The organism is Paracoccus limosus (assembly GCF_009711185.1).
GTDB lineage: Bacteria > Pseudomonadota > Alphaproteobacteria > Rhodobacterales > Rhodobacteraceae > Paracoccus > Paracoccus limosus.
Genome location: NZ_WMIF01000005.1, coordinates 70356 through 92802, shown reverse-complemented (window position 1 = coordinate 92802; position 22447 = coordinate 70356). Strand labels below are relative to the sequence as shown.

Annotated in this window: 16 protein-coding genes and 1 riboswitch; of the genes, 6 read left to right on the top strand and 10 right to left on the bottom strand. The window is 67.6% G+C overall.

What is annotated here, in order from left to right; genetic code table 11:
• Nucleotides 1-142 precede the first annotated feature (142 nt).
• Nucleotides 143-1693, top strand: a complete 1551-nt coding sequence (locus tag GL279_RS05495; protein WP_170293926.1) for an inorganic phosphate transporter — start codon at nucleotides 143-145, stop codon at nucleotides 1691-1693.
• A gap of 78 nt (nucleotides 1694-1771) precedes the next feature.
• Here GL279_RS05495 and GL279_RS05490 read toward each other — a convergent pair whose 3' ends face one another.
• The 4 genes from GL279_RS05490 to GL279_RS05475 form a co-directional block, all read right to left on the bottom strand.
• Nucleotides 1772-2767: a transglutaminase family protein gene (locus GL279_RS05490; protein WP_343039715.1), complete on the bottom strand. Its 996-nt coding sequence runs from the start codon at nucleotides 2765-2767 to the stop codon at nucleotides 1772-1774.
• On the bottom strand, nucleotides 2764-5178 hold the full coding sequence (locus tag GL279_RS05485) for a circularly permuted type 2 ATP-grasp protein (RefSeq protein WP_155063608.1): 2415 nt from the start codon (nucleotides 5176-5178) through the stop codon (nucleotides 2764-2766). The genes GL279_RS05490 and GL279_RS05485 overlap by 4 nt, the downstream gene beginning before the upstream one ends.
• An 8-nt stretch (nucleotides 5179-5186) precedes the next feature.
• The gene (locus GL279_RS05480; RefSeq protein WP_155063607.1) at nucleotides 5187-8513 is read right to left on the bottom strand and encodes a transglutaminase family protein; all 3327 of its coding nucleotides are present in this window, start codon (nucleotides 8511-8513) and stop codon (nucleotides 5187-5189) included.
• 175 nt (nucleotides 8514-8688) lie between these two features.
• Nucleotides 8689-9852: an AI-2E family transporter gene (locus GL279_RS05475; RefSeq protein ID WP_246175190.1), complete on the bottom strand. Its 1164-nt coding sequence runs from the start codon at nucleotides 9850-9852 to the stop codon at nucleotides 8689-8691.
• 195 nt (nucleotides 9853-10047) lie between these two features.
• A riboswitch (TPP riboswitch) is annotated at nucleotides 10048-10149 on the top strand.
• 88 nt (nucleotides 10150-10237) lie between these two features.
• Here GL279_RS05475 and GL279_RS05470 point away from each other — a divergent pair.
• A complete protein-coding gene (locus GL279_RS05470; RefSeq protein ID WP_155063605.1) occupies nucleotides 10238-10885 on the top strand; it encodes a TenA family protein in 648 nt (215 codons plus the stop codon).
• On the opposite strand, the gene GL279_RS05465 is transcribed toward GL279_RS05470, so the two are convergent.
• Both GL279_RS05465 and GL279_RS05460 read right to left on the bottom strand, forming a co-directional pair.
• Nucleotides 10870-12123, bottom strand: a complete 1254-nt coding sequence (locus GL279_RS05465) for an Hsp70 family protein (protein WP_155063604.1) — start codon at nucleotides 12121-12123, stop codon at nucleotides 10870-10872. The two genes, GL279_RS05470 and GL279_RS05465, sit on opposite strands and share 16 nt — an antisense overlap.
• Before the next feature lie 75 nt (nucleotides 12124-12198).
• Nucleotides 12199-13665 (bottom strand): MATE family efflux transporter, encoded by a 1467-nt coding sequence (locus GL279_RS05460; protein ID WP_155063603.1) that lies wholly within the window; start codon nucleotides 13663-13665, stop codon nucleotides 12199-12201.
• Nucleotides 13666-13969: 304 nt separating this feature from the next.
• Here GL279_RS05460 and GL279_RS05455 point away from each other — a divergent pair, with 304 nt between their 5' ends.
• From GL279_RS05455 to panC, 4 genes are all read left to right on the top strand, one after another.
• Complete coding sequence (locus GL279_RS05455) at nucleotides 13970-15202, top strand: MFS transporter (RefSeq protein WP_343039714.1); 1233 nt, start codon at nucleotides 13970-13972, stop codon at nucleotides 15200-15202.
• A 133-nt stretch (nucleotides 15203-15335) separates the two neighbouring features.
• Nucleotides 15336-16262: an arginase gene (rocF, locus tag GL279_RS05450; RefSeq protein WP_155063602.1), complete on the top strand. Its 927-nt coding sequence runs from the start codon at nucleotides 15336-15338 to the stop codon at nucleotides 16260-16262.
• A 205-nt stretch (nucleotides 16263-16467) separates the two neighbouring features.
• Nucleotides 16468-17295 carry a 3-methyl-2-oxobutanoate hydroxymethyltransferase gene (panB, locus tag GL279_RS05445; RefSeq protein WP_155063601.1) on the top strand — a complete coding sequence of 276 codons (828 nt, stop codon included), beginning with the start codon at nucleotides 16468-16470 and terminating at the stop codon, nucleotides 17293-17295.
• Nucleotides 17292-18173: a pantoate--beta-alanine ligase gene (gene panC, locus GL279_RS05440; RefSeq protein WP_155063600.1), complete on the top strand. Its 882-nt coding sequence runs from the start codon at nucleotides 17292-17294 to the stop codon at nucleotides 18171-18173. The genes panB and panC overlap by 4 nt, the downstream gene beginning before the upstream one ends.
• Here panC and GL279_RS05435 read toward each other — a convergent pair.
• The 4 genes from GL279_RS05435 to GL279_RS05420 are packed head-to-tail and all read right to left on the bottom strand — an operon-like array spanning nucleotide 18156 to nucleotide 22400.
• Nucleotides 18156-18893 carry a FadR/GntR family transcriptional regulator gene (locus GL279_RS05435; protein ID WP_155063599.1) on the bottom strand — a complete coding sequence of 246 codons (738 nt, stop codon included), beginning with the start codon at nucleotides 18891-18893 and terminating at the stop codon, nucleotides 18156-18158. The two genes, panC and GL279_RS05435, sit on opposite strands and share 18 nt — an antisense overlap.
• A 2-nt stretch (nucleotides 18894-18895) precedes the next feature.
• Nucleotides 18896-19876, bottom strand: a complete 981-nt coding sequence (gene yjfF, locus GL279_RS05430; protein ID WP_155063598.1) for a galactofuranose ABC transporter, permease protein YjfF — start codon at nucleotides 19874-19876, stop codon at nucleotides 18896-18898.
• Entirely contained in the window at nucleotides 19873-20871 is a 999-nt protein-coding gene (locus GL279_RS05425; protein WP_155063597.1) for an ABC transporter permease, read from the bottom strand. The genes yjfF and GL279_RS05425 overlap by 4 nt, the downstream gene beginning before the upstream one ends.
• Nucleotides 20868-22400, bottom strand: coding sequence for a sugar ABC transporter ATP-binding protein (locus tag GL279_RS05420; protein ID WP_155063596.1), 1533 nt, complete (start codon nucleotides 22398-22400; stop codon nucleotides 20868-20870). Before GL279_RS05420 ends, GL279_RS05425 begins: the two co-directional genes overlap by 4 nt.
• Nucleotides 22401-22447: the final 47 nt, after the last annotated feature.

Below are 22447 nucleotides of genomic sequence, written 5' to 3'. Positions count from 1 at the left end.
TAAACCTGCGGTTCCGTCGCAGAACTGTCATCGTTGCGGAGCATCGTCGCCGCGAACGAAACCAGGCGGAACCATTATGCCCTCTGACGCCACATTTCCCCCCTCGGAAACCCGCCCGCGCGGGCCGCATCTTGACCGTCCGATGTCGCCGGTCACGATTCTGGCCTTTGGCGCGGTCATTGCCTGCACGATCCTGTTCATCGCCTACAGCGTCTATGCCGATGTGAACGCCACCGGCGCGACGCCGACGACCTGGCTGCCCTTCATGCTGCTGTTCGTCGCGCTGCTGATCGCGCTTGGCTTTGAATTCGTGAACGGCTTTCACGATACCGCCAATGCGGTCGCGACGGTGATCTATACCCATGCCCTGCCGGCCCATGTCGCCGTCGTCTGGTCGGGCGTCTTCAACTTTCTTGGCGTGCTGGTCTCGACCGGCGCGGTGGCCTTTGGCATCGTCAGCCTGCTGCCGGTCGAGCTGATCCTGCAGGTCGGCTCGGCCTCGGGCTTTGCGATGGTCTTTGCGCTGCTGATCGCCGCCACGCTGTGGAACCTTGGCACCTGGTGGCTGGGCCTGCCTGCGTCCTCGTCGCATACGCTGATCGGCTCGATCATCGGCGTCGGCGTTGCCAATGCGATGATGCATGGCGCCAGCGGCACCTCGGGCGTGGATTGGGAACAGGCGATCAAGATCGGCAAATCGCTGCTGATTTCGCCGCTGGTCGGCTTTGGCGCCGCCGCGCTGCTGTTTCTGGCCGCCCGCGCGGTGATCAAGAACCCCGCGCTTTACAAGGAACCCGAGGGCAACAAGCCGCCGCCGTTGTGGATCCGGGGCCTGTTGATCCTGACCTGCACCGGCGTGTCCTTTGCCCATGGCTCGAACGACGGCCAAAAGGGCATGGGCCTGATCATGCTGATCCTGATCGGCACCATGCCGACGGCCTATGCGCTGAACCGCGCGATGCCGGCGGATGCGATCCTTTCCTTTGTGCAGACCTCGGACGCGGCCAGCGCGGCGCTGCTGCGCGCCACCGGCACCGCCCCGGTTGCCGTCGTCGATCCGCGCGCTGCGCTGACCGATTACGTCAAGACCAAGACCGTCACCCCCGAGACCCTGCCGGCGCTGGAAGCGGTGATCGGTGGCCTCAAGACCGAAGTGCAGCAATATGACTCGCTGGCGCAGGTGCCGGCGGCTGCGGTCGGCAACACCCGCAACCAGATGTATCTGGCGTCCGAGGCGATCCGCCACCTGTCCAAGAACAGCGCCACCGGCGTCGATGCCGATGGCATGAAGGCGCTTGGCGCCTACAAATCCTCGCTGGACAGCGCCACCAAGTTCATCCCGACCTGGGTCAAGATCGCGGTCGCGATCGCGTTGGGCCTGGGCACGATGGTGGGCTGGAAACGCATCGTCGTCACCGTTGGCGAAAAGATCGGCAAGACGCACCTGACCTATGCGCAGGGCGCCAGCGCCGAGCTGGTGGCCATGTCCACCATCGCCGCAGCCGATATGTATGGCCTGCCGGTTTCGACGACGCATGTGCTGTCCTCGGGCGTGGCCGGGACCATGGCGGCGAATGGCTCGGGCCTGCAATGGGCCACGGTGCGCTCGCTGCTGCTGGCATGGCTGCTGACGCTGCCGGCGGCGATGCTGCTGTCGGGCGGTCTGTTCTTCATCTTCAGCATGATCTTCTGAGCCGGCGCTCCTGCGATCCGGCACGGCTTTGGGCGCCCCGTCATCTAGGCGGGGCGCCTTTTTCGTGGTCGGTCGGGGTCAGGGTTCGCCCAGTTCCGCGGCGGGATCGGCGGCGGGCCGGGCCAGACGGGCGTGTGGGCCGGGGGGCAAGGTGATTGCGACCTCGCCGGGGCGGGGCGGGGCGACGGGGGTCAGCGGCCGTTCCTCGATATCGACACTGTGGCTGCCGGCCTGATTGCCGTCCAGCCGCATCATGCCCAGCACCGGCGCCACCTCGTCGTAATCGCGGCCAAAGCCGATCTCGACGTGATCGCCAAGCGCGTAGCAGGCATTGGTCGGGTCGTAGTCGACCCAGCCGATTTCCGCCCCGCACCACGCCCGGACCCAGGCATGGCTGGCATCGGCACCGACCAGACGCGGCTGGCCGGGCGGTGGCAGGGTGCGCAGATAGCCGCCGACATAGGCCGCCGGGATGGCCAGGCTGCGCAGCGCCCCGACCATGATCTGGGCAAAGTCCTGACAGACGCCGCGCTTCAGCGCGAAGGCCTCGGCCGGGGCGGTATGCACATCGGTCGCCTCGGCGTCGAAGGTCATGTCGCGATGCAGCGCCAGCCCCAGCATCTCGACCGCCTCGCGGGTCGAGACCGCCTTGGCGGTGGCGGCGCGGGCATAGGCGGCGATTTCGGCCACGGCCGGGATGCGCGGGGTGTGGGCAAGGAAATGATGCGGCGCCGCCGGGTCCAGACCACGATAGGCGGCGATGTCGCGCGCCAATTGAGCCAGCGGCGCCGAGATGTCCAGCCCACTGTCAAGGGCGGCGCGCTCCACCTCGGCCTCCAGCACCAGTTCCAGCCGGGTCAGGCCGGGCGGCATCACCAGCTCGACCACCTGCGTGCCGAAGAAATCGGTGAAATGGCTGGATTCCAGCGGCTCCGGCTCGACCCGCAGCTGCACGTCCAACAGCGTCTGCCGGTCGGGAATCGTCGCCGGCATGATGCGAAACAGCTGCCGGCCGGCGCCGCTGGGCCGGTCGAAGTCATAGCGAAAGGTCACCTGCATCGAATAGATGGTCACCGCAGATATGCCTCGGTCAACAGGTTCGACAGTGCGGCGATGCGTTCGCCCAACAGTTCCAGCGCGTCGGTGGTCATGGATTCGGGTGTGGCGGTGGCGACCTCGGTCTGCACGCGCAGCATGGCGCGGCCCAGTTCCGAATATTCGCCATGCCGCGCGGCGCCGGGCAGCTCGTTGATCTGGGCGGTCATGTGATCGACCTGATGGCGGACCGAGCGCGGGTTCAGCGGGTCCAGCACCAGAAGGTCGATCACCGTCTCGCGCGTGGTCGAGACGCTGAAGCGGCGGCGGTGGGTCAGCACGCTGTCGCCCAGCTCGACACACAGATCCAGCGCCCCGGCGGGGGCTGCGGGATCGGCCAGCCGCGCCATGATCCCGGTCATCGCCATCGCGCGTTCGTGCATCCGCCCCAGCGTCAGGAAGCGCCAGCCGAAAAAGCGATACATGTTTTCATGCACCAGCCCGGAAAAGCCCGCCAGCTTGCGCAGCAGCGCCGACAGCGCGCGGGCGGCGTCATCGCCTTGGACCACGCGCGCCGACATGCGCCGCGCGGTCTTTTCCAGATCGGTCAGCGCCGACCAGCCATCGGTCGAAAACCGGTCGCGGATCTGCGCCGCGCTGCCCACCGCCAGCGACAGCGTATGGATCAGCCCGGCGGGAATGGCGGCATCGCCGGGCGTGACGCCGTAATCGTCCAGCAGCGCGTCCATCGCCTCTTGCAGGGGCAGGGCGCCGCGCCCGCTTTCGGCATAGCGCATGTTGCGGGCGCGCAGGATGCGCACCATGTCCTCGGTCCGCTCGACATAGCGGCCCATCCAGAACAGGTTGTCTGCCGCGCGCGAGGGCAGGGCGCCGGGCGCCGTGCGGCGGAACGGCCCCTTGGGCGGCGGCGCCATGGTGACGGCGGGCACGTCATCCGGGCTGAGGATCCAGACATCGGCCGCGCCGCCGCCGCGCTGCATGGCCAGCGCCGTCGCCTCTTCGGTGGCGCCGATGCGGGCAAAGCCGCCGGGCATGACCTGCCAGCCCTCGGCGGTGCGGGCCAGAAACACCCGCAGGCTGAAGGGGCGGGGCCGGATCCGCCCCTCGACCAGCGCCGGGGTGGTGGACAGCGTCACCAGTTCCTGCGCGACCAGCCCGGCGCCGTCGCGCGCCAGCCGCCCGGCCAGCGCCCCGGGTGCAAGGCTGCTGGCCAGAACCGGCGGCGGGTCGCTGTCAAATGGCAGGCCGGTGTCCAGCGCCGGGCTGAGCACCAGCCGCTGCGGATCGGCCAGCACCCGGTCGCGTTCGGCCGCCCCGCCCAGCCACCAAGTCGCAATATTGGGCATGGCCAGCGGCGCGTCGGTCAAAAGCGGCGCGAGCTTGGGCAGAAAGGCCATCATGGCCCGCGATTCCAGCACCCCCGACCCCAGCGCGTTCAGCATGGTCACCCCGCCGTGGCGCAGCGCCGAGACCATGCCCGGCGTGCCAATGCGCGAGGCGCCGTTCAGCTCCAGCGGGTCGGTGTAATCGCCATCCATCCGCCGCCACAGGATGTCGATGGGATGCAGGCCCGACACGGTGCGCACCATCAACCGGCCATGATCCACCACCAGATCGTCGCCCTGCACCAGCGTAAAGCCCAGATAGCGGGCGATCCACGCATGTTCGTAATAGGTTTCGTTCAGCGGCCCCGGGGTCAGGATGGCGACGCGGGCATCGCTGTCGGTGCGGTAATTCATCAGCGTATCGCGAAAATCGCGAAAGAATCCGGCCAGCCGATGCACGTTCTGCGCCGCAAACACATCGGGGAAGGCGCGCGCGGTCGCCACCCGGTTTTCCAGCGCATAGCCCGCCCCCGAGGGTGCCTGCGTGCGGTCCGACAGCACCCACCAGTCGCCGCCGGGGCCGCGCCCGATCTCGAAGGCGACGAAATGCAGGTAATGGCCCAGACGCGGCTTGATGCCGACCATGGGGCGCAGCCATTGCGGATTGCCCGCGACCAGCGCCGGCGGCAGATGCCCGGCAGCCACCAGCCGGTTCGGGCCGTAAAGATCGGCCATCAGCAGTTCCAGCAGCTCGGCGCGCTGGATCAGGGCGGCGCTGACCTCGGCCCAGTCGTCTTCGTCGATCAGCACCGGCAGATGGCTCAGCGGCCAGGGCCGCTCGGTCGAGGTGCCGGTGCCATATTGGCGATAGAACACGCCCGAATCGCGCAGATACTGGTCGGCGCGGGCCAGCGCGCGGCTCATCGCCTCGGGCGACAGCGCGGCCAGATGCTGCAGCAGTGGCGCCCATGCCGGGCGCAGCCGGCCATCGGGGCCGATCATCTCGTCGGTGACGCCGGCGGGCGGCGCATAGCCGCCCAGACCCAGCCCAGAATGTCCGGGCCGGGATGCCGCCACCCCCGAAGCTGATGCTGCACGTTCCATGCTGCCGACTAGAGGCCCGGCGGCCGTCGCAGGTCAAGGGTCATTGGAAATTCTGGTGAAATGCGCTCGGCCTGTGGCTGCACCCCCCGGCCCGGCGTATGGCCCGAGGGCTGGAACCGCGCCAGCCGCCGCGCCTCGGCCTCGTTGCCATTGACCGGGAAGGTGTCGTAGCTGCGCCCGCCGGGATGGGCGACGTGATAGGTGCAGCCGCCCAGCGACATGTTCGACCATGTGTCGTAGATGTCGAAGGTCAGCGGCGCGTCCACCCGCAGCACCGGATGCATGGCCGAGGCCGGCTGCCACGCCTTGTAGCGCACGCCCGCCACCGACTGTCCGCCGCCCACATCGCGCATCGGCATGGCGCGGCCGTTGCAGAGCACCTGATAGCGGCCGGGATCGGCGGTGGTCAGCCGCGCCTGCAACCGCTCGGTCGAGCTGTCGGTATAGCGCACCGTGCCGCCGATGGCGCCGGTTTCGCCCAGCACATGCCAGGGCTCCAGCGCCTGCCGGATTTCCAGATGCGTGCGCTCGTATTCCACCTCGCCGCAGAAGGGGAAGCGGAACTCAAGCTGTGCCTTGAACCAGTCCTCGTTCAGCGCAAACCCGTGCTGGGCCAGATCGCGCAAGACGTCGCGGAAATCTTCCCAGACGTAATGCGGCAGCATGAAGCGGTCGTGCAGTGTCGTGCCCCAGCGCGTCAGCGGCCCCTGCGCCGGATTGGCCCAGAAGCGCGCGATCAGCGCCCGGATCAGCAATTGCTGGGCCAGGGACATGCGCGCATCCGGCGGCATCTCGAAGCCGCGGAACTCGACCAGACCCAGCCGGCCGGTGGGGCCGTCCGGGGAATAAAGCTTGTCGATGCAGATCTCGGCCCGGTGGGTGTTGCCGGTCACATCGGTCAGCATGTTGCGCAAGAGCCGGTCCACCAGCCATGGCATCGGCGGCGCGCCCGCGCCCGGCACCGGGATCGCAGACAGCGCGATCTCCATTTCATAAAGCGCGTCGTGGCGGGCCTCGTCGATGCGCGGCGCCTGACTGGTCGGGCCGATGAACAGCCCCGAGAACAGATAGCTGAGCGAGGGGTGCCGGTTCCAGTGCAGGATCAGGCTGGCCAGCAGATCGGGCCGGCGCAGAAAGGGGCTGTCCATGGTGGTATGGCCGCCCACGACGACGTGGTTGCCGCCGCCGGTGCCGGTGTGCTTGCCGTCGATCATGAACTTGTCGGCGCCAAGGCGGGACTGGCGCGCCTCTTCATAGACCGCCGTGGTGATGTCGACGCAATCCTGCCAGTCATGGGCAGGCTGGATATTGACCTCGATCACGCCGGGATCGGGGGCGACGCGGATCACGTTCAGGCGCGGATCCTGCGGGGGTGCATAGCCCTCGATATGGATCTTCAGCCCCAGCCGCAGCGCCGCCGATTCCGCCGCATGCAGCAGGTCCAGATAATCCTCGAGCATGGTGACCGGCGGCATGAAGACGCAGAGCCGCCCCTCGCGCGGTTCGACCGTCAGCGCGGTGCGCACGAAGCCGTCGATCTCGACAGTGCTTTGCTGGTTGATGACCTGTTGCGGGGACGAGGCGACGAAACTGGCCATGGCCTGCGTCTTGCGTCCGGGTTCCAGCGGCGTGGGGGTGGGCAGATCCGGGCGCGGGATCGTCGGGTCCATCGGGTTGACATAGGGGTATTGCGCCGGCGTCAGATAGGGCAGCGAATTCAGCGGCAGCCGGTAGCCCACGGCGCTGTCGCCCGGCGTCAGGAACACCCGCCCGCGCCGCAGCCGCCACGCCTCGGAAAACCATTTGCGCTTGCCCGCGCGCGATTGCCACGGCTGCACCGGCAGCACGAAGCCCACCGGCGTGGTCAGCCCGCGATCAAAGACCTGCGCGATGCGGTGGCGTTCCTCGGGGTCTTTCAGCTTGTTGTTTTCGGGGGTGACATTGGGTGGCAGGTTCGCCTCGCGCACCAGCCATTCGGCCGGATCCTCATAGGCGGGCACGATGTTGTCGGCGGGCACCTCCAGCTCGGCCGCGATCTCGCGCAAGAGCTCTTGCGATTGCAGGGGGGTGGCCTGCTGATCGACGCCCTCGGCCGCGATCAGGTCGGGGTTTTGCCAGATCGGCAGCCCGTCGCGCCGCCAATACAGCGAGAAGGTCCAGCGCGGCAGGCTTTCGCCCGGATACCATTTGCCCTGCCCGTAATGCAGGAAACCGCCCGGCGCGAAACGCTTGCGCAGGCGGCGGATCAGCACATCGGCCAGCGCGCGCTTCTGCGGGCCGACGGCATCGGTGTTCCACTCGGGGCTTTCGAAATCGTCGATCGAGACAAAGGTCGGCTCGCCGCCCATGGTCAGGCGCACATCGCCCGCCGCCAGCGCCGCATCGACCTTGTGCCCCAGTGCGTTCAGATCCTCCCATGCCTCGTCGCTGAAGGGCTTGGTGATGCGCGGATGTTCGGCCACCCGGCGGATCTTCATGTCGAAATCGAATTCGGTATTGGCGACGCCGGTATAGCCGCCAGAAATCGGCGCCGCATTGCGGTAATGCGGGGTCGCGGCCAGCGGGATATGGCTTTCGCCGGTCAAAAGCCCCGAGGTCGGGTCAAGGCCGATCCAGCCGGCGCCGGGGATATAGACCTCGGTCCAGGCATGCAGATCGGTGAAATCGTGATCGGTGCCCGAGGGCCCGTCCAACGCCTGCAGATCGGGTTTCAGCTGGATCAGGTAGCCCGAGACGAAGCGCGCGGCAAAGCCCAGATGGCGCAGCACCTGCACCAGAAGCCAGCTCGAGTCGCGGCACGAGCCCGAGGCAAGGCCCAGCGTCGCCTCGGGTTCCTGCACGCCGGGCTCCATGCGGATGGTGTAGTTCACCGCACCCGAAACGCGGGCGTTCAGCGCGACGATGAAATCGGTGGTGCGGGTCTTGTCGCGCGGGATGCTGTCGAGGAATTTTCGCAAGAGCGGGCCTGCGGGTTCGGGCTGGCGATAGATCACCAGCTCGTCGCGCAGCTCTTCGGGATATTCGAACGGCCAGTGCTCGGCGCTTTCCTCGGTGAAAAAGTCGAACGGGTTGTAGACGGTCATGTCGGCGACCAGATCGACCTCGATCTTCAGCTCGCGCACGGGTTCGGGAAAGACAAAGCGCGCCAGCCAGTTGCCGAACGGGTCCAGCTGATGGTTCACGAAATGCCCGCCCGGGCTGACCTTCAGCGCATGCGAGATGACGCGGGTGCGCGAATAGGGGGCCGGGCGCAGCCGGATCACCTGCGGGCCCAGAAGCACGGGATTGTCGTATTTGTAATGGGTGAGGTGATAGATACCGGCCTTGATCGACATGTCGCGCTTGTCCCTGGTTGCCTGCCTTCTTGGGTAGCAGTGCCGATGGGCACAGGGAATACGGCCTGGCCCGGCGGCAGTGCCTGCCGGGCGGATTGACAAAGCGGCGCGGCTTTTTGCATGAAATCGGTGGTATTTGCCTGAATTTCGGGCAAATACCCGGATCGGGCACCCGTCAGGGCAGCGGCGTCTGGCCGGGGGCGGGCATCGGGGTTGGGTCGGGCGCGCCGGGGGGCAGGCTGGCCTGCTGTTGTTCATCCTCGGAAATCTCGCGCTGCCATTCGCGCCAGATCGACACCAAAAGCGCCATCAGCACCGGGCCGACGAACAGCCCGACGATGCCCATGGTCTTGACCCCGCCGATCAGCCCGAAAAAGGTCGGCAGGAACGGCAGCTTGACCGGCCCCCCGACCAGCATCGGCCGGATGGTCTTGTCAACGATGAACAGCTCGCACGCGCCCCAGATGAACAGCGCAAGCCCCGCCACCGGCGTGCCGCTGGCCGCAAGGTAAAGCGCAACCAGTGTAAAGCACAGCGGCGCGCCGCCCGGCACCAGCGCCATGAAGCCGGTGATGACGCCGAATGTCACCGGCGAGGGCACGCCCGCGATCCAATAGGCCGTGCCCAGAATCACGCCCTCGCCAATGGCGATCAGCGTCATGCCGGTCACGGTGGAACTGATGGTGGCGGGCACCACGCGCGACAGCCGGTCCCAGCGGTCGGGCAGGATGCGCGCGCCGACGCGGTCAAGCTGCGTCACGATGCGGTCGCCGTCGCGATACAACACGAACAGCGTGATCAGCAGGAACAGCAAGGTCAGGAACAGGTGGAAGGCCAGCGAGCCCGCCGTCAGCGCCCCCCGGTAGATGGTGACGATGTTCGAGCCCGAGATCGCCTGCACGATTTCGGAAATACCGCCGGGATGACCGATGGTTGCGCGCCATTGTTCATCCAGCCACGACCCGATCTGCGGCAGATCCAGCATCCAGCGCGGCGTGGCCGAGCCGGTGGCATTGATCAGGATGATCCAGTTCACCCATTCCTTGAGCTCGCGAAAGGCATAGACCAGCGCCATGGCGATGGGCACGACCAGAAAGCAGACCAGCACCAGCACCATCGCTGCCGCCGTCAGCGTCCGTCCCAGCCCCAGCTGATGCACGCAGCGGTGCCGCAGCGGCCAGCTGGCCAGCCCGATGACCGTCGCCGCCAGCACCGGCACCAGAAAGCCGTGAAAGAAATAGATCGAGGCGGCGACGATGGCCAGCAACAGCCAGCGCGCGGCCGAGATATTGGTCAGCAGCGGCTGGCGGTGGGCACGCAGCCCGGTCGCCTGCACCATGCGGCGGCCCGTGGCGCCCGAGGTCTGTGCCGAGGTTTGGCGCCCGCGCGGCTCTGTGCTCTCCATCGTCCCTTTCCGGCTGTAAGCGTGCTGGCGAACCTCATAACAGATCGCGCCCGCCTGCAAGCAGTGAATCCCCCGGCATGTTACCGTCGTGGCGTGACAACGGTGTTTCAGGGCTCTAGCCTGCCCGCACCAAGGGGAGTCCCGGCAGGGGGCTGAGAGGCCGACGGCATCCGCAAGGAGGCGCGCGGCGACCCTTTGAACCTGAACCGGATCATGCCGGCGCAGGGATGGGACCAGACGCCCGGCCTGTGCCGGCCCCATTGGCGGGGCCGACGATGACGACCACAGACGGGCCCGCCCCCATCACAAGGGCATATCCATGACCGAAAGCCGCTTTACCGAAACCCTGCGCCGCGCCTGCGCGCCCGACTGGCGCGCCGCCAGCCACCACCGCTTTGTCGAGGAGCTGATGGCCGGGACCGTGCCCGATGCGGTCATGGCGCGCTATCTGGTGCAGGATCACCGCTTTCTGGACGCCTTCCTGACCCTGCTGGGCGCGGCCATCGCCAGCGCCGACCGCTTCGAGGCGCGGCTGCGCTTTGGCCGCTTTGCCGGCATGGTCTCGGGCGAGGAAAACGACTATTTCCTGCGCAGCTTCGAGGCGCTTGGCGTCAGTGCCGATCAGCGCGCCGCCATCCCCGACAGTGCACCCACGCAGGGCTTTCAGGCGCTGATGCGCGAGGCCGCCCGGACGCGCGATTATGTCGCGGTGCTGGCGGTGCTGAACGTGGCCGAATGGCTTTACCTCGACTGGGCCAGCCGCGCGCCGCAGCCCTTGCCGGCGAATTTCGTCCATGCCGAGTGGATCACCCTGCACGACAACCCGTTCTTTCGCGATTTCGTGGCCTTCCTGCGCGCCGAGCTGGACCGGGTCGGCCCCGGCGACCCGGCGCTGGCGCATGATTTCTTTGGTCGCGCGGTGGCGTTGGAGCGTGCCTTTTTCGACGATGCCTATGCCGGCGCATAGGCCGGCAGCGCGGTCGCCAGTGCTAGCCCGTCAACCACGGCGGTAAAGGCGTCCGAACGGTGCTGCGCCGCGTCCGGGCAGGTCGCGCGCGCCGCATCCGACACCAGCGCCATCAGGCTGGAGCCGCCAACCAGAATCACGCTGCCGATGCGGTCGGGCGCGACCTGGGCCAAGGCCAGCGTCTCGCGCCCGGCGGCGATCAGCTCGTCGCGATAGCTGGCCAGCGCCTCGGCCAGCGAGGCGGGCGTGACCGGGCGCTTCAGCCCCGACTGGATGAAACCCATGGCAATCGCCGCGTCCTGCCCGCCATTGGCCGCGATCTTGCCGCGCTCGACGGCAAAGGCCAGCTCATGGCCCAGCTCGTCCTCCAGCACCGTCTCCAGCCGCTCCAGCGCCGGGCGGTCCACGGCCAGCCGGGTCATTTCGGTCACCATGCGCCGGGTCTCGGGCGTGTAAAGGAAGGGGATCCGCGCCCAGGTCGCAAGGTCGGAATAAAGCCCGTTCGGCACCGGCAGCAGCCCTTCGCCAAGCGCGCGGCGCAGCTGGCCGCCATGCCCCAGCGCGGGCATGGCATGGGCCATGGACACGGCATGGTCGAAATCGGTGCCGCCCAGACGGATGCCGTGGCTGGCAAGGATCTGCACCCCCTCGGGCCCGCTGGCAAAGACCGAGAAATCCGAGGTGCCGCCGCCGATATCGACGATCAGCCCCAGCGCGCCGCCGCGCCCCAGCCCGTGTGCGGCCAGCGCCGCCGCCTCGGGTTCGGGCAGAAAGCCGATGCTGCGAAAGCCCGCCGCCTCATAGGCGCCGCGCAGATCGGCCTCGGCCTGCGCGTCGCGGGCGGGGTCGTTGCTGTGGAAATGCACCGGCCGGCCCGAGAGCACGCGGTCAAAGCGCAGCCCGGTCGCCGCCTCGGCGCGCGATTTCAGCACGGTCAGGAATTCGGCGGTGATGCCCGCCACGCTGCGCCGGCTGCCGCCGATCAGGCGCTGTTCATGCACCAAGGCGGTGCCCAGCACGCTTTTCAGCGCGCGCATATAGCGGCCTTCGTCGCCGTCGATCAGCGCGTCGGCCGCGTCCTGACCGATGCGCATGGCGCCCCGGCGCGGAAAGAACACCGCCGTTGGCAGGGTCTCGCTGTCGCCCTCGATCGGGATGCGGCGCAGCTGGCCCGCGTCGAGGATGGCGGCGGCGCTGTTCGAGGTGCCGAAGTCGATGGCGAGAATGGCGTCGGACATGCTGGCTCCGCTGGCTGAAAGCCGGCGCTGATAGCGGGGTTTTCCGGGGCTGGCAAGGCCCGCGAGGACGGTGGGTCAGGGGCGCAGCTCGGTCGCGGCCGGCAGGGTCGGGTTGCGCGGGCTGGCCGGGGGGCCGGCCTCGGTGGTCAGCGAGCTGGCCTCGGCGGGGTGATGGTCCAGCCGGGTCAGCTCGCGCGATTTGCGCCAGCCGCCCTGCAGATACAGCGCCAGCGCCATCACCATTGTCGCCAGCATCGCCGCCGGAAAGCTGAGCCACAGCGCGTCGCTGCCCAGCCAGCCCTGCAACCCCAGCGCCACCCCCAGCCGCACCGGGTAAAGCGACACGGCAAGGATCAGCAGCGGCCCGATCACCTGCCCATTGGCGCGGATCGTGCCAAACAGCACCATGCTAACGCCAAAGGCGACAAAGCCCCATGTCGCCAGCCGGCCGATATGCTGGCCGATGGGGATCGCCGCGCTGGTATCGCCCAGAAACAGCGCCAGCGCCGCGCGGTCGGCCAGCACGAGCAGCACCACCAGCCCCCCGGTCAGCAGGAAATTGAACAGCACCCCGGCGCGGGTGATCTGCGCCACCCGGTCCCAGCGCCCGGCGCCGATGTTCTGCGCCGCCATGGCGCTGACCGCCGCCCCCAGCGCCATTGCCGGCATCTGCACATAGGTCCACAGCTGCTGCGTCGCGCCAAAGGCCGCCGTCGTGTCCACGCCCTGCCGGTTCACCAGCGTCATCATCGTCAGCATGGACGAGCTGACCACGATCATCTGCAAGCCGATGGGCAGGCCCTTGGCCAGCATCAGCCGCAGCACCTGCCGGGCAGGCAGCAGAAGCCCCAGCTCGGCCCCGGTCAGGCGCAGCGGGTGGCGGCGCAGATAGACATAGGCCAGCATTGCCGCAAGGCTGATGTAATTGGCCACCGCCATGGCAAAGGCCGAGCCGCCGATCCCCATTTGCGGCATCGGCCCAAGGCCAAGGATGAACACCGGGTTCAAAAGCGCGTCCAGCACCACCGCCAGCCCCATGAAGATCAGGGGCGTGATCGAATCGCCCGCACCGCGCAGCGCCATCATCAGCATGGTCTGCATCAGGATCGCCGGCATGGCGAAAAAGGTCACGCGCAGGAAGTCGCGCGCCAGCGGTGTGATCTGCTCGGGCGTGCCCAAAAGCGCCAGCACCTGCGGCGCCAGAAACCAGCCGACCACCGCCAGCAGCACCGCCAGCGGTGCGAATGTGCCGACGGCGGTGCCGACGACATCCTTGGCCCCGGCCAGATCGTGGCGGCCGATGGCCTGCCCGATCAGAATGGTCGCGGCCATCCCGAAGCCAAAGACAAAGGCCGTCAGCAGGAACATCACCAGATTGCCGTTGGTGGTCGCGGCCAGCGCGTCCTCGCCCAAAAGCCGCCCGACCCAGACCGCGTCAATCGAGCCATTGGCCGATTGCAGCACCGACGAGCCCAGCGTCGGCAGGGCAAAAAGCAGCAGGGCGCGGTTGATCGGGGCGGTGGTCAGGTCCATGCGCGGCATAGGGTGTCTCCGGCGGCTGGGGTCGCAAGGACCGGCCCGCCCAGAAAGACCGCGCGCCGGGGCCAAGTGCAAGACCAATCGCCCGCGCCTGATGCCGCTGCGGCAGGCCGCAAATCCGCGTCCTTTGCCGGGGCTCATCGGTCATGCGGCATTCACATTCCCTGCAAAATGCGCTAGCGCCCGGCGGCGGCCCGGTATCCCGAGTGATTCCCGACGCTTTTTTCCATGAATGCGGACCAAGAAAAATGACTGATCAGAATATCGCTGCCGCGGTGGCGGGAAGCAGGTCAACTCGCCCGCCCGCGTGCTGCTGGCCAGCCTGATCGGCACGACGATCGAGTTCTTTGACTTCTACGTCTATGCAACTGCTGCCGTGCTGGTCTTTCCGACGCTGTTCTTCCCGGCCGAGGACGCGACCACGGCACTGCTTGCCTCTTTCGCGACCTTCTCGATCGCCTTCTTTGCCCGACCCTTCGGGGCCGTCGTCTTTGGCCATTTCGGTGACCGGATCGGGCGCAAGGCCACGCTGGTGGCAGCTCTGCTGACCATGGGCATCTCGACCGTCATCATCGGCCTTTTGCCCAGCTATGCCCAGATCGGCGTCGCGGCGCCGGCGCTGCTGGCGCTGTGCCGCTTTGGTCAGGGCTTTGGCCTTGGCGGCGAATGGGGCGGCGCGGTGCTGCTGGCAACCGAGAACGCCCCCGAGGGCAAGCGCAGCTGGTATGGCATGTTCCCGCAACTGGGCGCGCCGGTCGGCCTGTTCCTCAGCTCGGGCTTTTTCTGGATCCTGCTGCATTTCATGAGCCAGGAGGACCTGCTGGCCTGGGGCTGGCGGCTGCCCTTCCTGGCCTCGATCGTGCTGATCGTGCTGGGGCTTTGGGTGCGGCTGTCGATCACCGAGACGCCGGAATTCGCCGAAGCGGTCAAGCGCGACCAGCGCGTGTCGGTGCCGGTGGTCGAGATCTTTCGCAACTACAAACGCAGCCTGTTTCTGGGCACGTTCGTGGCGCTGGTCACCTTCGTGCTGTTCTACATCTGCTCGGCATGGCTGTTGTCCTATAACGTCAAGGTCCTGCAGATCCCCTTCCTTGACGCGCTGAAGATCCAGATCTTTGGCTCGGTGATCTTTGGCATCGCGATCCCGATTGCGGGTAAGATCGCCGACCGCACCGGGCGGCGCGCCTTCCTGATCGTGGTGACGGTGCTGATCGGCGGCTTTTCCTTCCTGCTGGGTCCGCTGATGGGCGGCCATGGCGAGGCCGGGATCTATGCCTTTGTCACCATTGGCATGTTCCTGATGGGGCTGACCTATGGCGTCATCGGCGCGGCGCTGGCCGCCCCGTTCCCGACCCGCGTGCGCTATACCGGCGCCTCGATCACCTTCAACTTTGCCGGCATCTTCGGCGCCTCGCTGGCACCCTATGCTGCGACCTGGCTGCAAAAGACCTATGGTCTGGGCCATGTCGGCTATTACCTGCTGGCGGCTTCGGTGATCACGCTGCTGTGCGTGCTGGCCTCGGGTCACGAAGAGGTCTGAGCGGCCCGGCCGTTCCCGGATGCAGGCGGTCTCCCGGCGGGGGCCGCCTTTTTTCATTGGCGGGGTCCGGGGCATTATCCGCTTGAAAATGGGCCTGCGGGGTCGGACAAGTCTGGCGACCATGGAGGTGCCGATGACCACTCTTTCGCTGATCGGGGCGCCGATCGATTCGGGCCAGCGCCGGCGCGGCTGTTTGATGGGGCCGGCGGCCTATCGCGTCGCGGGCCTTGCCGCCACGCTGGCCGAGCTGGGCCATCAGGTGCAGGATCGCGGCGATCTGACCCCCGGCCCGCTGCCCGAGGCCACGAGCCCCAATCCCGCCGTCGACCAATTGCCCGAGACGCTGGCATGGACGCGCGCCCTGCGCGCTGCCCTGGCCGGGGCGCTGGCCGAAGGCGACATGCCGATCATCATGGGCGGCGATCACAGTCTGGCGCTTGGCTCGGTCGCGGGGGCGGCGGAACATGCCGCGCGCATCGGCCGGCCGCTGTTCCTGCTGTGGCTGGACGCGCATAGCGATTTCCACACGCCGCTGACCACGGTGTCGGGCAATCTGCACGGCACGCCCGTGGCCTATATCGCCGGGCGCGCGGGGTTCGACGCCTTTCCACCGTTTCCGGCGCCACTGCCGGGCGAGAACATCTGCCTGTTCGGCATCCGCTCGGTCGATCCGGCGGAACATGCGGCGCTGCTGGGCACGCGGATCGCGATGAACGACATGCGCGTGCTGGACGAACGCGGCGTGGCGGCACCGCTGCGCGATTTCCTGCAAAGCGTGCGCGAGGCCGGCGGCATGCTGCATGTCAGTCTGGACGTCGATTTCCTTGACCCGTCGATTGCCCCGGCGGTCGGCACCACCGTGCCCGGCGGCGCCACCTTCCGCGAGGCGCATCTGGCCTACGAGCTGATTCATGAAAGCGGGCTGATGACCTCGCTGGATCTGGTCGAGCTGAACCCGTTTCTGGATGACCGCGGCCGCACGGCGCGGCTGATGGTGGATCTGGTCGGCTCGCTGATGGGCAAGAAAGTGTTCGACCGGCCGACGCGCAGCTTTGGTTGAAATGGAATGAGGTTCGTATCGCAAGCCATTGTTATATAAAAGAATATATAGATTAATTTGTTTTCGCTAGCGCGGGCTGTGTGTGCCCGGATGCTGGTCAAGCGCCTGCGGTTTCGCTAATCAGCGGATCGACACCGGCTTTTTCGCGCGACAACGGACGGCGAATGGGCCATTGAAGCGCCGTGCTTTCGAGGGAGGAGAACCGATGAGCGCCACGCCCGAACGGCAGATCCGCATAACCCCCAGCGCCGTCAAGGCCCGCAAGGGCGGTCTGCCGCTGGCCTGCCTGACCGCCTATACGACGCCCATGGCCCGTCTGGTCGATGCCGCCTGCGATCTGGTGCTGGTCGGTGACAGCGTCGGCATGGTGCTGCATGGCCTGCCCTCGACCCTTGGCGTGACGATGGAAATGATGATCCTGCACGGGCAGGCGGTGGCGCGCGGCGTCGAACGCGCCTGCCTTGTCGTGGACATGCCCTTTGGCAGCTATGAGGAGAGCCCGGCACAGGCCATGCGCAATGCCGCGCGGCTGATGGCGGAAACCAACTGTCAGGCGGTCAAGCTGGAGGGCGGGCGCCACATGGCCGAGACCGTCGATTTCCTGACCCGGCGCGGCATTCCGGTGATGGGCCATGTCGGGCTGACGCCGCAATCGGTCAATGCGCTTGGCGGCTACAAGGTGCAGGGGCGCGGCGCCGCCGGCGATCTGGTAGCCGAGGATGCGCTGGCGCTGGCCGATGCCGGCGCCTTTTCGGTGGTGCTGGAAAAGCTGCCGGCAAGCCTTGGCGCGCGCATCACCCGCCAGATTTCGGTGCCGACCATCGGGATCGGCGCCGGGCGGGACTGCGACGGGCAGGTGCTGGTCGTCGATGACATGCTGGGCATGTTCACTGATTTCCGGCCGAAATTCGTGCGCCGCTATGCCGAGCTGGGGCAGGATGCCGGCGCCGCCATCCGTGCCTATGCCGCGGACGTGCAGGCCCGCCGCTTTCCCGGCCCCGAACATGGTTTCGCCGACGAGGCCAAGTCATGAACGCGCCGATCATCCGCAGCCTTGACGCGCTGGACGCGCTGACCGACGCTTGGCGCGCCGCAGGCCAGCGCATCGGCGTGGTCCCGACCATGGGGGCGCTGCACGAGGGGCATCTGAGTCTGGTCCAGCGCGCGAAAGCCGAATGCGACCGCGTGATCGTGACGCTGTTCGTCAACCCGCGCCAGTTCAACAACCCCGAGGATTTCGCCAGATACCCCCGCACCGAGCAGGCCGATGCCGCGATCCTTGCGCCCTACGGCGTCGATGCGCTGTTCGTGCCCACGGGTGACGAGGTCTATCCGCCGGGTCATGCCACCACGGTTTCGGTTGCCGGGGTCAGCGGCCCGCTGGAGGGCGCGCATCGCCCTGGTCATTTCGACGGCGTGGCGACGGTGGTGACGATCCTTTTCAACATGACCCGGGCCGAGCGGGCTTATTTCGGTGAAAAGGACTGGCAGCAATTGCAGGTGGTGCGCCGGCTGGTGGCCGATCTGCACCTGCCGATCCGGATCGTGCCCTGTCCGTCGGTGCGCGCCGGCGACGGGCTGGCGCTGTCGTCGCGCAATCAGCGCCTTTCGGCCAAGGGGCGGGCGCAGGCAGCGGCCCTGCCGGGGGTGCTATTCGACCTGGCAGGCCGGCTGGAACGCGGTGCGACGCCCGCCCCTGCGCTGGCCGAGGCGCGGGCGCGGCTGGCGGACTTGGGCTTTGCGCCGGTGGAATATCTGGAACTGCGCGATGGCGACACCCTGGGCGATCCCCTGCCCGGACGGCCGGCCCGGCTGCTTGTCGCGGCATGGCTGGAAGGCGTGCGGCTGATCGACAATATTCCCGTCACCTTGCCGCAAACAGCCACGCGCAGCTCACTCGGGGCGGCTTAGCGCCCGGGTCGCCCGGGTCGCGCCCTCAAGGATGACGACGCGCATGGCACTGGCCGCCGCCTCGGGGTCGCGGGCGGCGATGGCCGAGGCGATGCGCAGATGCTGCGAGGCGCAAAGCGATATCCCCTCGGGCGAGAGCGCGGGCGACGAGATCTGGAACGATACCGCCAGCGCCGCCTCGATCAGTGAGGTGATCGAGCGCATGAACGGGTTGCGCGACATTGCCGCGACCGCAAGGTGAAAGTTCAGATCCTCTTGCGCTACCGACTCGCGGCTGTGGCGCGGATTGTCGATGCGCGCGGCGATATTATAGAGGTTCAGGATCTCGGCCTCGGTGGCGTGCAGCGCCGCCAGACGCGCGGCGGCGGGCTCGAAGGCCAGCCGCATCTCGCGCAGGTGCTCGACGAAATTGACATCCATGCCGGCCTGCATCTGCCATGAGATCACATCGGCATCGACGAAATTCCACGTCTCGCGCGGGCTGACGCTGGTGCCGACGCGGGATTTGGCGCGCACCAGCCCCTTGGCAGCCAGCGTCTTCATCGCCTCGCGCAGGACGCTGCGCGAGACGCCAAAGCGTTCCAGAAGCTGCGGATCGCCGGGCAGGATGCTGCCTTCGGGGAATTCGCCGCTGATGATGGCGCGGCCGAGGCCGTCGACCACGCGGGCATGGCTGGACCGTGGCCCCGGCCCGAACATGCGCTGGCGCAACAGCCCCATGGCTAGCCCCGCGCGCTGCGGGCGGCGCCCCGGCGCTCCGAAACCAGCAGGATCAGCCGTTGCAGGACGATAAAGGAAAACAAGAGGATGCCTACGACGATCTTGGTCCACCATGACGACAGCGTGCCGTCGAAGACGATATAGGTCTGGATCAGACCTTGGATCAAGACGCCAAACAGCGTCCCCAGAACCAGCCCCGAACCGCCGGTCAGCAGCGTGCCGCCCACCACCACGGCCGCGATGGCGTCCAGTTCCACCCCCACCGTCGCCAGCGAATAGCCGGCCGAGGTGTAAAGCGTATAGGCCAGCCCGGCGAGCCCGGCCATGAAGCCCGAAAATGCGTAAAGCTGCACCGTGGTTCGCCGGATCGGCACGCCCATCAACTCGGCCGATTGCGGCGAGCCGCCAAGTGCATAGACATTGGCGCCAAAGCGGGTGCGATGCGCCAGCACCACGCCGATGGCAAAGGCCGCCAGCATCAGCATGGCCAGAAAGCTGAGCTTGCCCTTGTCTGGCAGGCTGATGAACAGCCCCTTGAGCGTGCGCAGAAACGGATGCCCGATCGGCACCGAGTCGGTCGAGATCAGAAAGGCCGCGCCGCGCGCCAGAAACATCCCCGCCAGCGTGACGACAAAGGCCGGCATCTTCAGCGCATGGATGGTCAGCCCCATCAGCGCCCCGAATCCGGTCGAGAGCACCAGCGCCAGCCCAAAGGCCAGTGCCGGATGCACGCCTGCCCGGATCAGCACCGCGACCAGCACCGAGGTGAAGGCGATGACCGAACCGACCGAGAGGTCGATCCCCCCCGACAGGATCACGAAAGTCATGCCGACGGCGGCGATGCCAAGAAAGGCATTGTCGGTCAGCAGGTTGCCGGCCACGCGCCAGCTGAGCATATTGGGGAACTGCGCGGCGCAAAGCGCGTAGGCTGCGAAAAAGATCACGACGGTCGCGACAAAGGGCAGATTGCGGGCGCGGATCATCGGGGGGCCTTTCCTCGGGCCAGGGCGCCGCGCAGCATCATCAGCTGGTCGGCCAGCGCCGGGGATTGCAGGGTCAGGATGGCGACGATCACCACGGCCTTGACGATCAGGTTGAATTCCGGCGGCCAGCCCGACATCAGGATGCCGGTGTTCAGCGCCTGAATGATCAGCGCCCCGATCAGCGAGGCGGTGATGGAAAACCGCCCCCCCGCCAGCGAGGTGCCGCCGATGACCACGGCCAGAATCGCGTCCAGTTCCAGCCAAAGCCCGGCGTTGTTGGCGTCGGCGCCCCGAATGTCGGCGGTGACGATCATGCCGGCCATGGCGGCGCAAAGCCCGGAAATCGCGTAGGTGGCAAGGATCAGGAACCGCGCCCGCACGCCCACAAGCTGGGTGGCGCGGCGGTTGATGCCCACCGCCTCGATCAGCAGGCCAAGCGCGCTGCGCCGTACCAGAAGCCCGACCGCCAGCCCAAGCGCCAGCCAGATCAGGATCGGCATAGGGATGCCGAATGCCGCGCCCGAGCCGAGAAAGCTGAAGCTGTCGGAATTGAAGGTCAGGATGACGCCGCCGGTGATGAGCTGCGCGATGCCCCGGCCCGCGACCATCAGGATCAGCGTGGCGATGATCGGCTGGATATCCAGAAACGCCACCAGCACCCCGTTCCAGATGCCGCAGGCCAGCCCCAGCGCCAAGGCAACCAGCACCACCACGGCAACGGGATGGCCCTGCGCGACAAGGCTGGCCGCGACCGCGCCGGTGATCGCCATGACCGCGCCCACCGACAGGTCGATCCCGCGCGTGGCAATCACCAGCGTCATGCCGATCGCCAGCAGCGCGACCGGCGCCACGCGCACGCCCACGTCAATCAGGCTGCCGTAAAGCCGCCCGTTCTGCACCGTGATCGCGAAAAACCCGGGCGAAACCAGCCCGATCAGCGCCAGCACCACCGCCAGCGCGATGAGTTGCGGGCGCAGCGCCCAAAGCTTTGTCATGCCGCGCCCTCCGCTGGCAGGTCGCCGGGCAGGGCCATGGCGGCGACGATGGATTGTGCGCTGATCTGATCGCCGGTCAGCTCGCGGATATGGTGGCGATCCGACAGCACGATGACGCGGGTGGCATAGGCGACAAGCTCCTCGATCTCGGAGGAAATCACCACCAGCGCCATGCCATCGGCGCGCAATTGCTGGATCAGGGCGATGATCTCGGCATGGGCGCCGATGTCGATGCCGCGCGTCGGCTCGTCAAGGATCAGGAGGCGCGGATCGGTGGCCAGCCAGCGCGCAAGGATGGCCTTTTGCTGGTTGCCGCCGGACAGGAACTTGATGGGTCGGTCGGGATCGGGCGGGCGGATGTCCAGCGCCTTGATATAGCGCGCGGCGATGGCGTCGGCTTCGCGCCGGGGGACAGGGCAGGCCCAGCCGCGCCGGGCCTGCAGGGCCAGCACAATGTTCTGGCGCAGGGACAGATCGCCGACGATGCCGTCGGTCTTGCGTTCCTCCGGGCACATGCCAAAGCCCTGGGCGATGGCGGCCTCGGGCGAGGTCAGGGCGACGGGCAGGCCGTCCACCATGGCGCTGCCGCTGTCGGGCCGGTCGATGCCGAACATCAGCCGCGCGGTCTCCGTCCGCCCCGAGCCGAGCAGGCCCGCGATGCCCACCACCTCGCCCGGCCGGATGGCCAGATCGAAGGGCGCTATCGAGCCGCGCTTGCCGTAATCGGTGAACTGGAAGGCGGCGGGCGTATCCGGGGCGGCTAAGGGCGCATCCCCGGCGGCGCGATGGGCGGTCGCCTCGGCCAGATCTCGGCCCAGCATCAGCGCTACCAGATCGCGGCGCGGCAGTTCGGCAATGGCGCGGCTGCCGACCATGCGGCCATTGCGCAGCACGGTGACCCGGTCGGCGATCTGATAAACCTGATCCAGAAAATGCGTGATGATGACAATGCCAAGCCCCTGATCGCGCAACTGTTTCAGCACGGTGAACAGGGCCTGAACCTCGCGCGCGTCAAGGCTGGCGGTGGGTTCGTCCAGAAACAGCACCTTGCCCGACAGATCGACGGCGCGGGCGATGGCGATGATCTGGCGCACAGCCACGGAATAGTGCGACAAGGTTTCGTCGGGATCGGCCGCGATGCCATAGCGGGCCAGCAGAGCGGCGGCGTCGCGCCGCATCCGGCGATGGTCGACCAGCCCCATGCGGCGCGGCTGCCGGCCCAGATACAGGTTCTCGGCCACGGTCAGATTGTCGAGCAGGTTCACCTCTTGATAGACGGTGCCGATGCCAAGCGCCTGCGCCTCGGCGACCGAGCGCGGCTCGACCTCGGCCCCGACCAGCGCCATATGGCCCGCATCGCGGCGATAGGCGCCGGTCAGGATCTTGACCAAGGTCGATTTGCCGGCACCGTTTTCGCCCAGCAGCGCGTGGATCTCGGCGCCATGCAGGGTGAAATCGACGCCATCCAGCACCTTGACGCCGTAAAAGGACTTGTCGATCCCACGGGCCGTCAGCAGTTCATCGCGCATGGGCGCACTCCTGCGAAAAAGCGGGCGGGGGTTGGGCCCCGCCCGGT